This is a genomic window from Enterococcus sp. AZ191, from assembly GCF_051713845.1.
GTDB classification, from domain to species: Bacteria; Bacillota; Bacilli; order Lactobacillales; family Enterococcaceae; genus Enterococcus_B; species Enterococcus_B durans.
The window spans coordinates 1,333,796-1,348,420 of the sequence record NZ_JBIOQS010000001.1 but is presented as its reverse complement, the minus strand read 5'-3'; the positions used below and the strand labels follow the sequence as shown (position 1 = coordinate 1,348,420).

Genomic DNA, 14,625 nt, shown 5'->3' with positions numbered 1-14,625 from the left:
GTACAGATAACCCTCTTATCAAAAAATACCATAACAGTTTACTCGTCAATCGAAATCTCTGGTGAATCAATTACTTTGAGGACTTCGCCACCGCTTTTTTCATCCATTGCAAAGGAACCATTTGATGTTCTGTCGCCAATCGGATAGTCCGTTGGATCGATGACTAGCTCTTGTCCTTTTTGGTTGATCACTGTCATCTCTTTCGATTTGCCTTCCGACATGTAAATGATACGATGCGGATTTTTCTTTAATTCACGCAAGACTGTGACGCCACGCTTCGCACGCGAGGTTTGACTGATTTCTTGTGCTAACATTCGTTTCACGGCTCCACGCTGAGTAACGATCACGATCGGTGTATCTCCTTCAGCAATCACTACGAGTCCATTGACCACAGTGTCTTCTTCTTTAAGATTGATCGATTTGACACCAGCTGCCTTGGTACCAACTACCGGTACTTCTTGGAGCGGGTATCGTAGTCCCATTCCCTGATGTGTGACTAAAAAGACATCTAAGCCTGTCTGACCGTCTTCAAGGTAAATGGCGACTAATTCATCGTCTTCGCTCTTCAGCTTCATCCCGCTAAGCGGACGGCTCTTGTACGTACGCCACGGTTCGAATTCTGTCATTCTCGTTTGTTTGATCCATCCTTGTTTACTGATGAACACAAATGTTTTCTCCGGATCGATTTTTTTGTAAGGGAAGACTGCCAAAATCGACTCATCTACAGAAAGATTTAAAATCGTTTGCGAGATATGTTCCCCCGCATCTTTCCATTTCAAATCAGGCAACTCATGGACCGGACGATAAATAACGTTGGCTTTGTTCGTGACAAGGAGAAGATGATCCAATGTATTCAGTTCTCCTGAATACAGTAAGTAATCGCCCTCTCTCATCCCGATTTCTTCAGGTTTAGAGGCGCTATATGAACGTAGACTAGTTCGTTTCACGTAGCCTTCTCTGGTCACACTGACAACAACGTCTTCTTGTGCCACCAATACTTTGGTATCGATTTTGATTTCTTCGATTTCATCTTCGATCTTCGTCATACGAGCATTCGCGTACTTTTTCTTGACTTCGCGAAGTTCTTTTTTCATCACAGAGAATAATTCTTTGTCATCAGACAAGATCTTATTCAATTCAGTGATTTGAGCGATCAGGCTTTCTGACTCTGCACGTAACTCCGTGATATCTGTATTCGTTAAACGATACAATTGCAGTGTCACGATTGCTTCTGCCTGTTCCTCAGTAAATTGGAAAACGTCCACTAAATTTTTCTTTGCATCTTTTTTATCTTTACTTTCACGGATCGTCGCAATCACTTCATCAAGGATCGATAAAGCTTTCATCAATCCTTCAACGATGTGCTGACGTTTTTGTGCCTTTTCCAAATCAAATTGACTACGCTTCGTGATCACCTGTTTTCGATGGTCGATATAACTACTCAAGATATCTTCCAAGCCAACTTGATGAGGTGTCATATGATCGATAGCGACCATATTGAAATTGTAGTTGATTTGCAGTTCTGTATTTTTGAATAAATAATTTAAGATTCCAGGTGCATTTGCATCTTTTTTTAGTTCCACAACGATTTGTAACCCTGTTCGGTCACTTTCATCCCGTACCTCAGCGATTCCATCGATTTTTTTATTCAAACGGATCTCATCCATTTTCTTGACAAGCGTTGCTTTATTTACTTCATATGGGATCTCAGAGATCACGATTTGTTGTTTGTTCCCTTTGATGGCCTCGATTTTTGTCTTTGAACGAAGTATGACCTTGCCACGTCCTGTTTCGTAGGCTTTTTTGATTTCATCTTTTCCTTGTAAGATTCCGCCAGTCGGGAAATCTGGTCCTGGGATAAATTCCATCAACTTGTCTAAACTGGCTTTTGGATGGTCGATCATATAAATCGTTCCATCGATCACTTCCGATAAATTATGCGTGGGGATCTCTGTCGCATACCCTGCTGAAATCCCTGTCGATCCATTGACCAGCAGATTAGGGTATCTGGCAGGTAAGACAGTGGGTTCTTTTTCTGTATCATCAAAATTCCAGACAAGATCCACTGTGTTTTTTTCGATGTCTGCCAACATTTCACCACTCAACTGTGATAATCGGGCTTCTGTATAACGCATGGCAGCTGGTGGATCACCGTCCATACTCCCATTGTTTCCATGCATCTCGATCAAGACTTCTCTTAGTTTCCAGTCTTGACTCATACGAACCATTGCTTCATAGATACTGCTATCTCCATGGGGGTGATAGTTCCCCATGATGTTCCCGACAGATTTAGCAGATTTTCTAAAGCCTTTATCAAAAGTATTCCCATCTTTATTCATGGCAAATAAAATCCGTCTTTGAACGGGTTTCAAGCCATCGCGAATATCTGGCAATGCTCTTTCTTGGATAATATATTTTGAGTAACGCCCAAAGCGGTCACCCATTACTTCTTCTAGCGTTAGCTCTTGTACTTCTTGACGATTTTCCATCAGGTGACCTCCTATTCTACAACAATTTGATCTGTTTGTTTCTCTTCATCCAGCAATTCGTTTGAAACAGATGGTGTGATCTCGACTTCTTCTTTTTTATCAAGGATGCTTCCATCTTCTTCCAAAGTAAACTGGACATGGGTTTCGATCCATTTACGACGTGGCTCGACTTTATCTCCCATCAATGTGGTAATACGACGCTCCGCTTGGGCTGCATCATCGATCCGAACGCGGATCAACGTACGTGATGTTGGGTCCATCGTTGTTTCCCATAATTGTTCCGCATTCATTTCTCCAAGTCCTTTGTAACGTTGAAGCATATAGCCTTTACCGATCTTCTTGATCGTTGCTGCAAGCTCATCGTCCGTCCAAGCATATTCGATTACTTGTTTTTTCCCTTGTCCTTTAGATACTTTGTATAATGGCGGTAAAGCAATGTAGACTTTCCCGGCTTCAATCAAAGGTTTCATGTAGCGATAGAAGAAAGTTAACAACAATACTTGGATATGTGCACCATCCGTATCTGCATCGGTCATGATGATGATCTTGTCATAATTGCAATCTTCAATCGAAAATTCTGGACCGACACCCGCACCGATCGTATAGATCATGGTATTGATTTCTTCATTTTTTAAAATATCTTGCATCTTCGCTTTTTCGGTATTGATAACTTTTCCTCGAAGCGGCAAAATAGCTTGGAACTTGCGATCTCGTCCTTGTTTCGCTGAACCACCGGCTGAATCCCCTTCGACTAAATACAATTCATTCTTTTTAGGATTACGTGATTGCGCAGGCGTCAATTTCCCTGATAAGAGAGATTCCCCTTTTTTACGCTTCTTGCCGTTGCGGCTTTCTTCTCGCGCTTTCCGTGCTGCTTCTCGCGCTTCTCTGGCTTTTACGGCCTTTCTAACAAGCATTTGACTCATTTCACTATTTTCTTGTAAATAAAAGCCCATTTGTTCACCAATGACGTTATCTACGACGGTCCGTGCTACTGGTGTCCCTAGTTTTTCTTTTGTTTGTCCTTCAAATTGAAGCAGATTTTCTGGCACGCGAATTGAAAGGACAGCGGCGAGACCTTCTCTAAAATCACTACCTTCAAGGTTCTTGTCTCTCTCCTTCAGCAAGCCCACTTTTCTAGCATATTCATTGTATGCTTTTGTCATAGCAGTTTTCATTCCTACTTCGTGGGTACCACCATCTTTTGTTCGAACATTGTTAACGAAAGACAAGACATTTTCAGAATAGCCATCATTATATTGATAAGCTACTTCCACTTCGATTCCGTCTTTTTCACCAGAGAAATAAACAACTGGTGTCAACGTATCTTTTTCTTCATTCAAATAATCGACAAATTCTTTGATTCCTTCTTCATAATGAAAGACTTCATTAACTGGCTCTTCTCCACGTAAATCAGAGAGAGTGATCCGTACGCCGCGTAATAGGAAAGCTGATTCTCTCAAACGTTCTGATAATATTTCATAAGAAAATTTTGTGGTAGAAAAAATCGAATCATCTGGCAAGAAATGGACAGTCGTGCCATTTGCTTTTTTAGTTTTGCCGATTTTTTTCAGTGTGCCGTTTGGTTTTCCGCCATTACTGAATTTTTGTTGATATTCAATGCCATCACGTACGATCGTGACAATTAGCCATTTTGACAATGCGTTTACAACGCTGGCACCTACACCATGGAGTCCACCAGAGGTTTTATATCCTCCTTGGCCGAACTTCCCGCCGGCATGCAATACCGTAAAAATCACTTCGACTGTTGGGATACCTGACGAATGCATTCCTACTGGCATTCCACGTCCGCTATCTACGACGGTGATACTATTGTCTTCATGTATCGTTACGCCAATTTCATTTCCATATCCTGATAACGCTTCATCTACAGCATTATCGACGATTTCATAGACTAAATGATGTAAGCCTCGGCTGTCAGTCGACCCAATATACATCCCTGGTCTTTTTCTGACTGCCTCTAATCCTTCAAGAACCTGGATTGACGCATCATTATATTCGTTCTTTACTTTTTTTGCCAAGGCAAACGCTCCTTCAATAATACTTTGCGGTAAAAACCGCACCACGATAATCATACTAGAAAAGCTCCTGAAAAAAAAGAGGGTAGAAGCGAATTAAAAACTATTTAATCCCTCGTTTTCTGTCCATAGATGCTCTTGTTGAGCCATTTTTATTTGTTCATTTCTTTCTTCTTTGTTTTTTTCTAAATATTGTTTTGTTCGTGCATTTTGTTCCATTCGATCTTGATACAACGGTCCATCACGATATCTTTATGATTTGCTTTTTGGAGTATATTCGCTGCTTCGTCATTTTGGATCCCTAACTGCGCCCAAAAAACTTTTGCATTCGTCTGTAAAAACTCTTCGGCGATTTCTGGTAAAAATTCACTGCGACGAAAAATATCGACAATATCAATAGGTTCATCTATATCTGAAAGACGTGCAAATACTTTTTCTCCTAAGACTTCCTGTTCGGCTAAAATAGGATTAACTGGTAAAATTCGATATCCCTTGTCTTGGAGCAACTGAGCAATTTTGTAGCTCGTACGCTCTTCTTTATTACTTAATCCTATGACCGCGATCGTTTTCGCTTCTTTTAAATAATCAAAAATTCTTTCTTGCATTGGATTTTCAAATGCCATCTCTTTTACGCTTCCTTTCGTCTAATCTTTCAAGTTTTTCCGATTGTTCCTGCTTACTATTCATGCTAAAATAAACCTTAGTTTTCAACTTGAAAGAGGGTTAAAAATGAAATTGATCTTATTATTTATTGTAGCATACCTTTTAGGTTCGATTCCTTCGGGCGTTTGGGTAGGCAAATTGTTTTTTAAAAAAGATATTCGCCAACACGGCAGCGGTAATACTGGCACGACGAATACATTCAGAGTACTAGGTAAAACCGCAGGAACCATTGTTTTGTTCATGGATATCCTGAAAGGAACATTGGCAACTTGTCTGCCGTTTATTTTCCACGTTACGAGCATTAATCCGCTTTGGTTTGGTGTTTGTGCGATTTTAGGGCACACATTCCCGATATTTGCAGGATTTAAGGGCGGAAAAGCTGTAGCTACAAGTGCCGGCATGCTTTTGGGATTCAATCCACTCTTTTTCGTTTATTCGTGTATTATTTTCATCGTTAGTCTTTTTTGTACAAGCATGGTTAGTTTGAGCAGTATGATCAGTGCAGTGTTGATCACATTATCCACAATCTTCTTGCCTTATATTGCCCCTAATATTTTACCTGAGCCTAACTGGTTACTTACGATCATTGCCTTCTTAGTATCAGCTTTTATTTTTTATCGTCACAAAGACAATATCAAACGTATCAAAGATAAAACTGAAAGTAGAGTCCCTTTTGGCTTGAATAGCAGCAAAAAAAATAATTAAAAAGCAGAGAGCAAGTGAGATAAAAAGAGGCTGGGATAAATCTAAAAATCAGGTTTGCTACAGACTCTCGAATAAACGAAAGTCCAAAAGTCAGGTTTTTCGGAAATTTCAAAAAAACGAGCAATACAAAAAACGTATTGTTCGTTTTTTTCTCCAATTTCTCAAACCTAAAAGACTTTTGTCTCGACCTCTTTTTTTCATTGTTTTTTAAAATATTTATTGAAATTCTGTTCTATTTTACTGTAATCGAATATTTTGTTTTAAAGATTTCATGGGCCCCTAATTGATTGATTCCGGCTTTTTCCATCAGCTTCCCTGTGCTGTCCACTGTATCCGCGATCCCACACCAAGGTTCGATACATACGAACGGCGCTTCTTTGGGATAAGGAGACCAAATACCAACGTAAGGCATATCTTTGTAGCTCAAAGTCACACTATGACTCGATTTTTCGCTTCTGATAGCATAAGCATTCAAGCCCTTTGTCTCAAAGACCAACGCATCCTGATCGAATAATTCACGCATCAATGCAAGATTCGTATTTGTCTGGCCCAATGTTTTTTGATCCATATCGATATATGGACCATTCAGAGGTAAACGCAATCTAGATTTTCTTGGTGAAAATGCAAGATAAAAATCTTCAAAAGTCAATCCTTCTTCAAGTGGAACGTTAAAGGCAGGGTGCCCGCCAATCGAAAAGAACATTTCTTCTTCTCCAACATTCGCTACTTGGTAATGAACAGTGATCCCATCCCCACCTAGTTCATAAGAAATGACGAGTTCAAAATCAAATGGATAATTTTTCTTTGTTTCAGGAGTACTTTTTAGCATAAAACTAGCTAATTCCTCGCCTTGCTCAATGACCTCAAAGTCCATATCTCTAGCAAAGCCATGTTGCCCCATCGAATAAGTTTTCCCTTGATAAGTATATTCATCATCTTTAAGACGACCGACAAATGGAAATAATACTGGCGCATGGCGTCCCCAGTATTCAGGATCACCTTGCCAAATGTATTCCAAATTTGATTCTTTTGATTTTAAACTAATCAATTCTGCGCCATGTTCAGCGATTTCAGCAATCAATTGATCATTTTGAATGATAACAGTCATAGTAATTCCTCCATCATTAAATCCTAAAACCTGAGACGATAGCTGTGTCTCAGGTCTATAAGTTTTTCCTCTATTTGAATAAATGTTGAACTGCTTTTTTAGATTGAATCAGTTAATAGCTGTGCTTAGTTAATTCTTCTTTAAAGCGAGAATTCAAAACTTTTAGATACGTGCCCTTCATCCCCAGAGAACGAGATTCAATGATACCGGCTGACTCTAATTTGCGTAATGCATTTACGATCACTGAACGAGTGATGCCGATCTTGTCAGCAATATTTGAAGCCGTCAAACGGCCTTCATCTCCCTCTAATGCATCAAAAATCGCTTGCACCGCTTTTAACTCACTGTATGATAACGTATTGATCGCCATCTGGACCGCAGTCGCACTGCGAACGTCGGCTTCGATACTTCGAGATTTTTGATACAAGATCTGCATCCCAACTACTGTTGCGCCGTATTCAGCCAATACTAGATCATCATCATTGAAAGCTTGTTCCATTTTTGCAAGAATGATCGTTCCTAAACGTTCGCCTGCACCAAAAATCGGTACAACAGTAGTTAAACCAAAGGGATATTTTTCTCTGGTTTCAAAAGGAAAAGCAGTGATTTCACTGGTGATAGGAATATTCGCTTCTGTTTTATTTAGTTGACCAACAGTGTCTGTATAAGAATCGGGAAATTGTTTTTCAACAAACATGCTTTTTACACGATCGTTGTTTACATCGTGACGTTCATTATATCCTAAAAGTACACCATCACTACCGATGATATATACATTACTATCTAAAATAGCACCTAGAGTAACAGCCATCTTATCGTAAGGTAAATCTGCTTGCATATCAAAAGTATTTTTTTGTTGCAAGAGTTTATTTATCTTGCGGGTCTTTGTCAATAAATCCGTCATTTTCTTCCTCCGATTTTATAAAATATAGCGGCTTAAGTCTTCGTTTGCCGCGATTGAACCCAACTTTTCATCCACATATGCTTCTGTGATGGTTATTTCCCCCATCTGCATATCAGGTGCTTCAAATAGTAGATCTTCCAATAGTTTTTCAAGAATCGTGTGCAAGCGACGAGCACCGATGTTATCTGTGTCGCGGTTCACGTCATAAGCGATTTGTGCAATTTTCTCAATTGCTTCTTTTGTAAACGTTACCGAAACATTTTCTGTACCGATCAAAGCCACATATTGCTTGATCAACGCATTGTTTGGTTCAGTCAGGATCTTGATGAAGTCTTCTGCCGTCAGATCATCCAATTCAACGCGGATCGGGAAACGTCCTTGTAGTTCAGGGATCAAATCGCTAGGTTTTGATAGATGAAACGCTCCTGAAGCAATGAACAAGACATGATCAGTCTGGATCGTACCATATTTCGTATTTACTTGTGAGCCTTCAACGATTGGTAAAATGTCACGTTGGACCCCTTCCCTTGATACTTCACCGGATTGCTGTGATTTTGACGTGATCTTATCGATTTCATCAATGAAAATGATCCCGCTTGATTCTGCTAATTTGATTGCTTCACTATGGATATCCGCATCTTTGACAAGTTTAGCAGATTCTTCTTTTGTCAATAATTCTAAGGCTTCTTTGACTGTCACTGTGCGTTCGACCTTTTTCTTAGGTGTCAAAGCTCCTAGTGTTTCGTTCAAGTCGATACCCATTTGCTCTAATCCGTTGTTCATCATTGGCGCTGGTTTCTTTTGATCTTCCACTTCAATCGTTACTTCGCGGTTATCCAAAAGACCTTTTTGTAGCTGTTCCAATACCGTTTTGCGATTCACTCGGATGTCTTCAGTAACATCTTCTTGAGGTTCTGCATTATTTTGCTGTGCCATATTGAACATATTCATCATCTGTTCAAATTGATTACCAGATTGTTTTTGTTCTTTTTTGATACCAGGGACCAACACTTTTACTAAGCGTTTTTCAGCATTCTTTTTCGCATCCATATATACACGACTATATTGTTCTTTTTCTACGATTTGGATCGCATTTTCAACTAGGTCACGCACCATCGATTCGACATCGCGTCCCACATATCCCACTTCAGTAAATTTAGTTGCTTCGACTTTGACAAAAGGTGCATTGACGATTTTCGCTAAACGGCGGGCAATTTCTGTTTTACCTACCCCAGTCGGTCCGATCATCAACATGTTTTTAGGTGTGATATCTTGTTGCATTTTTTCATCCAGTTGTAGACGGCGGTAGCGGTTACGTAATGCTACAGCAACTGATTTTTTAGCATCATATTGACCAACGATGTATTGGTCCAATTCGCTGACGATTTGTCTTGGTGTTTGTTTTAATTCATTCATAGTTTGTTCACCTCTATATTTCTTCCACGATGATATTATGATTTGTAAAAATACAAATATCTGCTGCGATATTCAATGCATTTTCTGCGATTTCTTTTGCACTCATATCATTTTGAGCATAGTTTTTCATTGCACGGGCGGCAGCTAATGCGAAGTTGCCTCCTGAACCGATGGCCAAAATACCATCATCAGGTGTGATCACTTCACCAGTCCCTGATACTAGAAGCATCTCTTTATCATTCATAACAATCAGCATTGCTTCTAATTTTTGCATCGATTGTTGTGTGCGCCATTCTTGCGCCAATTCTACTGCTGCTCTTTGCAAGTTGCCGTTATATTCATTTAGCTTTCCTTCAAACTTTTCTTCTAAAGTAAAAGCATCTGCCACGCTTCCAGCAAAACCGACAACCACTTCATCATTGTAGATGCGTCGCACTTTTCTGGCAGTGCCTTTCATAACAACAGATTCTCCCATCGTTACTTGACCATCGCCCGCCATTGCGAACTTGCCGTTTTTTTCAACAGCACAGATTGTCGTTGAATGGAATTGTGATTCTACCATAGTTATTTCCTCCTAAATAGTTAACTTTCTCTTTTATCTCACGCTCTTGGGTGAAAAGAACGGTAATTTTTTTGTAAGCTTTCTTTGGTTACATGCGCATAGATTTGGGTCGTTGAGAGGTTCGCGTGACCAAGCAATTCTTGCACCGTACGCAGATCTGCACCATTATTCAATAGATGGGTTGCAAATGTATGTCTAAGCATATGGGGATGAATCGAACTATCTAAGCTGCTTTTTTTTATTATTTGGTTTAGAACATATTCAATGCCTGTTGGTGTGATTGGTTCTCCATGATGATTGACAAAAACGATATCATGCTCTTTCTGATACTTCGTCATCAAGACATGACGGCCATTTTCAACATATTCCATTAAAGCATCATGTGCAAATGATCCAATCGGCGCATATCGTTCTTTGTTTCCTTTCCCATGGACCAGCATGACTTCCGAATCAAGATCGATATCCGACATTTTCAGATTGCTGCATTCACTTAAACGGATACCCGAACCATAGAGAATCTCTAATAATGCTCGATTTCTCAGTTCCAACGGTTTTTCTCCCGTTACACTATCGAATAGTGCCTGCATTTCATCTTCATAAAAAAAGCGGGGCAATTTTAAATTTTTCTTTTTGAGGTGCACATAGGAAAAAGGGTTCTCAATGATCAGCTCTTCTTTTAAAAGGTACTGATAAAATGAACGTAGACTGGCAATCTTTCGACTAATCGAATTTCTGCTGTACATCTCATCAGTCAAGTAGCTCAAATATACGCGTACATCTATATGTTTTACTTTTAACAAATCGTCATCACCAGAGTCAGCCAAAAATTGATGGAAGTTGTTGATATCTTCTTCATACGCTTCCCTTGTTTTTTCGGAATATCCTCGTTCAACGATTAAATAACGTAAAAATTTTTCTTTCCATGGTTGTTCTGTCACTTCATCACCTTCCTTTTGATCCCAGAAATAAATTTAGCATAGCCAAAATAAAAAGACAAACAAATTGTCAGAATTTAACCAATATTTCTAAGTTTATTCACAATTAAAACAATTATCTTGACAAAAAGGAGGCGTCTTCTTTTATTTAACGACCATTGAAAAGAAAACGTTCCCCACCAAAAGAAGAGTGTGAGACAAAAGTAAGGAACACTTTTGTCTCACACTCTCAACACGAGTAGAGGGTAGAAAAAGAAGAAGCTCCCTCGAAAATAAATCAAAATCCACAAAAATTTGAAAAGAAATCCCCATGAAATTTTTCTTATTTTTCGTAGTTAAACGCTTCTACCCTCTTTTGTCTAATTGGCGGAAACTTCTTCAAATAATTCACGTTTGAATTGTTCGCCCACTTCCAATGCTCTTTGAGCAATTGTTTCATAACGTGTTTTTTTATCACGAATACGTTTCGGTAACTCAGGGAACAATCCATAGTTTGCATTCATCGGTTGGAAATGTTTGCCTTCTGCGTGTGTGATATAGTATGCCATGCTGCCGATAGCAGTTTCCCGTGGAAATTCAATTGGCTCCTCAGATTTTGCCAAACGAGCGGCATTGATACCTGCAAGTAGACCACTGGCGGCACTTTCAACATACCCTTCGACACCCGTCATTTGTCCCGCGAAAAATAGATCTTCGCGTTTTGTCGATTGATACGTAGGCTTCAATAATTCTGGTGAATTCATGAAACTGTTACGGTGCATCACACCATAACGCACGAACTCAGCATTTTCTAATCCAGGGATCATCCGGAAAACACGTTTTTGTTCGCCCCACTTCAAATGCGTTTGAAAACCGACGATATTATACAAAGATGCTGCCGCATTATCTTGGCGTAGCTGAATGACTGCATACGGTCTTTTGCCCGTTTTTGGATCTTCTAATCCAACTGGCTTCATAGGACCAAACAGCATTGTTTTGAAGCCTCTTTGTGCCATCACTTCGATCGGCATACAGCCGTCAAAATATTTTTCTTTTTCAAAAGATTTCAACTCGGCAACTTCTGCTGTCGTTAATGCTTCATGAAAAGCTTTGAACTCTTCTTCTGTCATTGGACAGTTTAAATAAGCTGCTTCCCCTTTATTGTAGCGAGATTTCAAGTAGACTTTGTCCATGTCGATCGTTGCTTTATCGACGATTGGTGCAGCCGCATCATAAAAATAAAATCCTTCTGATCCATTGAATTCTTTAATACTTTCTGCTAAAGGATGAGAAGTCAACGGACCTGTTGCAATGATCGTGACGCCCTCTGGTATGGCAGTTATTTCTTCGTTGACGACTGTTACCAAAGGATGTTCTTTGACTTTTCGCGTAATGGTTTCAGAAAAGGAATTACGGTCAACCGCTAAAGCACCTCCAGCAGGAACAGCTGTTTCATCAGCTGAAGTAATGACTACGGAATTCAAGCGACGCATTTCTTCTTTCAACAAACCTACCGCATTCGCTAGACTATTGCCTCTTAGAGAGTTGGAACAGACTAGTTCAGCAAAATTACTTGTGTGATGTGCCTCAGTTGATTTTACTGGACGCATTTCATATAAACGAACAGGAACTCCTGCTTGCGCAATCTGCCACGCAGCTTCACTTCCAGCAAGACCTGCTCCTACAACATTAACAGTTTTCAATGATTGACCTCTTTTCATTTCTTATTTTTGGATGTCTTCTTCGTAATCGCCATTCACACAAACGACTTGTTTGCCGCCTTTAACCTTTTTCTCTACAAGATATTGGTCACATTTTGGACAATTTCTGCCGACAGGTTTATCCCATGAAGTAAACTCACATTCTGGAAAACGAGAACAGCCATAAAAAATACGATTTTTCTTAGATTTACGTTCGATGACCTGTCCTTCATGACAAACTGGGCAAGTTACACCGATTTCTTTGACGATTGGTTTGGTATTTCTACATTCTGGAAAATTACTGCATGCATAGAATTTACCATACTTACCTAATTTTATAACCATCGGATGTCCACAAATATCACAATCAAACCCAGCAGGTTCATCCTTGATCTGGATCTTCTCGATTTTTTCTTCTGCATTTGTAAGTTCTTTTTCGAAAGGTTTATAGAAACGGTCAACTACTTTGACCCAAGCTTCTTTTCCTTCTTCTACTTTATCTAAATCGCCTTCCATTTCAGCGGTGAAGTGGATATCGACGATTTGTGGGAAGAACTCGCAAATCAATGAATTGACGATTTCACCAAGTTCTGTTGGTTCAAAACGTTTTTGCGTCAATTTGACATAATAACGACGTTGGATCGTATCTAAAGTTGGTGCATACGTGGATGGACGTCCTACTCCATTATCTTCCAATGCACGAATCAACGTTGCTTCACTAAATCTTGCTGGTGGTTGAGTAAAATGTTGTTTTGGTTCAATATCAGTAGATTGGACAACATCTCCTTCGGCAAGATCTGGCAAAATATTTTCTTTATCTTCTTTGCCGTCATCACGTCCTTCAACATACACTTGCATGAACCCTTTAAATTTAACCTTTGAGCCATTCGCAATAAAAATCACACCGTTTTGTTCAATGGTTACCTTCATTGTATCTAAGATCGCCGGTGTCATCTGGCTTGCTACAAACCGTGACCAGATCAATGTATAAAGTTTCAATTGATCTTTATCTAGATACTGCTTGATTTCATCTGGTGTACGCAATACACTCGTTGGTCGTACTGCCTCATGGGCATCTTGTGCCCCTTGAGCGTTTTTGATTTTACGATTGGCATGACTAGAAAATTCTTTTCCGTATGTTTCTTCGATAAAATCAGCCGCTTCCGCTTTCGCTGTTTCAGCAATACGTGTCGAGTCAGTACGCATATAAGTGATCAAACCAACTGTTCCTTGTTTTCCTAAAGAAATGCCTTCGTATAGTTGTTGAGCGACCATCATCGTTTTACGTGTTCTAAAGTTGAGTTTTCTGGCAGCTTCTTGTTGAAGACTACTGGTCGTAAACGGATTGGCTGGATTTCTCTTCCGTTCTTTTTTCTCAACTTTTTGAACAGTGAAATCTTGTCCATCGATTCGCTCAGTGACTTCTTTCACAGATTGTGCGTCTGGTAATTTTTTCTTTTTCCCATCGATTCCCCAAAAATTCGCTTTGAATTTTTTACGCGCTTTTTTGAAATTTCCATCAATACTCCAATATTCTTCTGGAATAAATTCACGGATTTCCTGTTCGCGATCAATGATGATCTTCAGAGCTATGGATTGAACTCGGCCAGCACTTAGCCCCTTTTTCACTTTGCGCCAAAGAATCGGACTGATCGAGTAACCTACTAGACGATCCAATGCTCTTCGTGCTTGTTGGGCATCGACTAGATCAACATCGATCGTTCGTGGCTCTTTGAAGGCTGCTTTAACCGCATCTTTTGTGATTTCGTTAAAAACCACCCGATTCTTGTCATTTAAGTCTAATCCTAATAAATAAGCAAGATGCCATGCAATTGCTTCCCCTTCTCTATCCGGGTCACTTGCGAGATAAACTTTTTGTGCTTTTTTGGCAGCAGACTTCAAACTTTTGATGACATCGCCTTTACCGCGAATTGAAATATAATGAGGCTCATAGTTGTTCTCAACATCTATCCCCATTTTGCTTTTAGGTAGATCACGTATATGGCCAACACTAGCCATTACTTTATAATTACGACCAAGATATTTTTCTATCGTTTTGGCCTTTGCAGGTGATTCAACGATCACTAAATATTTATATGCCATTACTGAATGGACTCCTTTCCAT

11 protein-coding genes are annotated in these 14,625 nt (G+C 39.6%); 1 reads left to right on the top strand and 10 read right to left on the bottom strand.

Annotated features, from left to right (window positions below):
* Positions 1–38: 38 nt before the first annotated feature.
* The 3 genes from parC to IGI47_RS06490 form a co-directional block, all read right to left on the bottom strand.
* Positions 39–2,489, bottom strand: coding sequence for a DNA topoisomerase IV subunit A (gene parC, locus IGI47_RS06500; protein WP_438783688.1), 2,451 nt, complete (start codon positions 2,487–2,489; stop codon positions 39–41).
* 11 nt (positions 2,490–2,500) lie between these two features.
* Entirely contained in the window at positions 2,501–4,531 is a 2,031-nt protein-coding gene (gene parE, locus IGI47_RS06495; RefSeq protein ID WP_311930009.1) for a DNA topoisomerase IV subunit B, read from the bottom strand.
* A 182-nt stretch (positions 4,532–4,713) separates the two neighbouring features.
* On the bottom strand, positions 4,714–5,151 hold the full coding sequence (locus IGI47_RS06490; RefSeq protein WP_311929792.1) for a CoA-binding protein: 438 nt from the start codon (positions 5,149–5,151) through the stop codon (positions 4,714–4,716).
* A gap of 106 nt (positions 5,152–5,257) precedes the next feature.
* On the opposite strand from IGI47_RS06490, the gene plsY reads away from it, so the two are divergent.
* Positions 5,258–5,896 carry a glycerol-3-phosphate 1-O-acyltransferase PlsY gene (gene plsY, locus IGI47_RS06485; RefSeq protein ID WP_311929790.1) on the top strand — a complete coding sequence of 213 codons (639 nt, stop codon included), beginning with the start codon at positions 5,258–5,260 and terminating at the stop codon, positions 5,894–5,896.
* A 232-nt stretch (positions 5,897–6,128) separates the two neighbouring features.
* Here the strand turns inward: plsY and IGI47_RS06480 are convergent, their stop codons facing one another.
* The 7 genes from IGI47_RS06480 to topA form a co-directional block, all read right to left on the bottom strand.
* A complete protein-coding gene (locus IGI47_RS06480; RefSeq protein WP_311929788.1) occupies positions 6,129–7,004 on the bottom strand; it encodes an aldose 1-epimerase family protein in 876 nt (291 codons plus the stop codon).
* 112 nt (positions 7,005–7,116) lie between these two features.
* Positions 7,117–7,908, bottom strand: a complete 792-nt coding sequence (gene codY, locus IGI47_RS06475; RefSeq protein ID WP_005878161.1) for a GTP-sensing pleiotropic transcriptional regulator CodY — start codon at positions 7,906–7,908, stop codon at positions 7,117–7,119.
* 15 nt (positions 7,909–7,923) lie between these two features.
* Positions 7,924–9,324 carry an ATP-dependent protease ATPase subunit HslU gene (gene hslU, locus IGI47_RS06470; protein WP_311929787.1) on the bottom strand — a complete coding sequence of 467 codons (1,401 nt, stop codon included), beginning with the start codon at positions 9,322–9,324 and terminating at the stop codon, positions 7,924–7,926.
* 13 nt (positions 9,325–9,337) lie between these two features.
* Positions 9,338–9,886, bottom strand: coding sequence for an HslVU peptidase proteolytic subunit (hslV, locus tag IGI47_RS06465; protein ID WP_005878157.1), 549 nt, complete (start codon positions 9,884–9,886; stop codon positions 9,338–9,340).
* 38 nt (positions 9,887–9,924) lie between these two features.
* A complete protein-coding gene (gene xerC, locus IGI47_RS06460; protein ID WP_438783687.1) occupies positions 9,925–10,824 on the bottom strand; it encodes a tyrosine recombinase XerC in 900 nt (299 codons plus the stop codon).
* Positions 10,825–11,180: 356 nt separating this feature from the next.
* The gene (gene trmFO / locus IGI47_RS06455) at positions 11,181–12,503 is read right to left on the bottom strand and encodes an FADH(2)-oxidizing methylenetetrahydrofolate--tRNA-(uracil(54)-C(5))-methyltransferase TrmFO (protein ID WP_438783686.1); all 1,323 of its coding nucleotides are present in this window, start codon (positions 12,501–12,503) and stop codon (positions 11,181–11,183) included.
* A 21-nt stretch (positions 12,504–12,524) separates the two neighbouring features.
* Positions 12,525–14,603, bottom strand: coding sequence for a type I DNA topoisomerase (gene topA / locus IGI47_RS06450; RefSeq protein WP_438783685.1), 2,079 nt, complete (start codon positions 14,601–14,603; stop codon positions 12,525–12,527).
* Between the last annotated feature and the right edge of the window lie 22 nt (positions 14,604–14,625).

What these genes read in the sequence shown, in the direction of transcription:
- parC (WP_438783688.1), bottom strand. Translation starts at nt 2,489, where the DNA reads ATGGAAAATCGTCAAGAAGTACAAGAGCTAACGCTAGAAGAAGTAATG.
- IGI47_RS06490 (WP_311929792.1), bottom strand. Translation starts at nt 5,151, where the DNA reads ATGGCATTTGAAAATCCAATGCAAGAAAGAATTTTTGATTATTTAAAA.
- plsY (WP_311929790.1), top strand. Translation starts at nt 5,258, where the DNA reads ATGAAATTGATCTTATTATTTATTGTAGCATACCTTTTAGGTTCGATT.
- IGI47_RS06480 (WP_311929788.1), bottom strand. Translation starts at nt 7,004, where the DNA reads ATGACTGTTATCATTCAAAATGATCAATTGATTGCTGAAATCGCTGAA.
- codY (WP_005878161.1), bottom strand. Translation starts at nt 7,908, where the DNA reads ATGACGGATTTATTGACAAAGACCCGCAAGATAAATAAACTCTTGCAA.
- hslU (WP_311929787.1), bottom strand. Translation starts at nt 9,324, where the DNA reads ATGAATGAATTAAAACAAACACCAAGACAAATCGTCAGCGAATTGGAC.
- hslV (WP_005878157.1), bottom strand. Translation starts at nt 9,886, where the DNA reads ATGGTAGAATCACAATTCCATTCAACGACAATCTGTGCTGTTGAAAAA.
- topA (WP_438783685.1), bottom strand. Translation starts at nt 14,603, where the DNA reads ATGGCATATAAATATTTAGTGATCGTTGAATCACCTGCAAAGGCCAAA.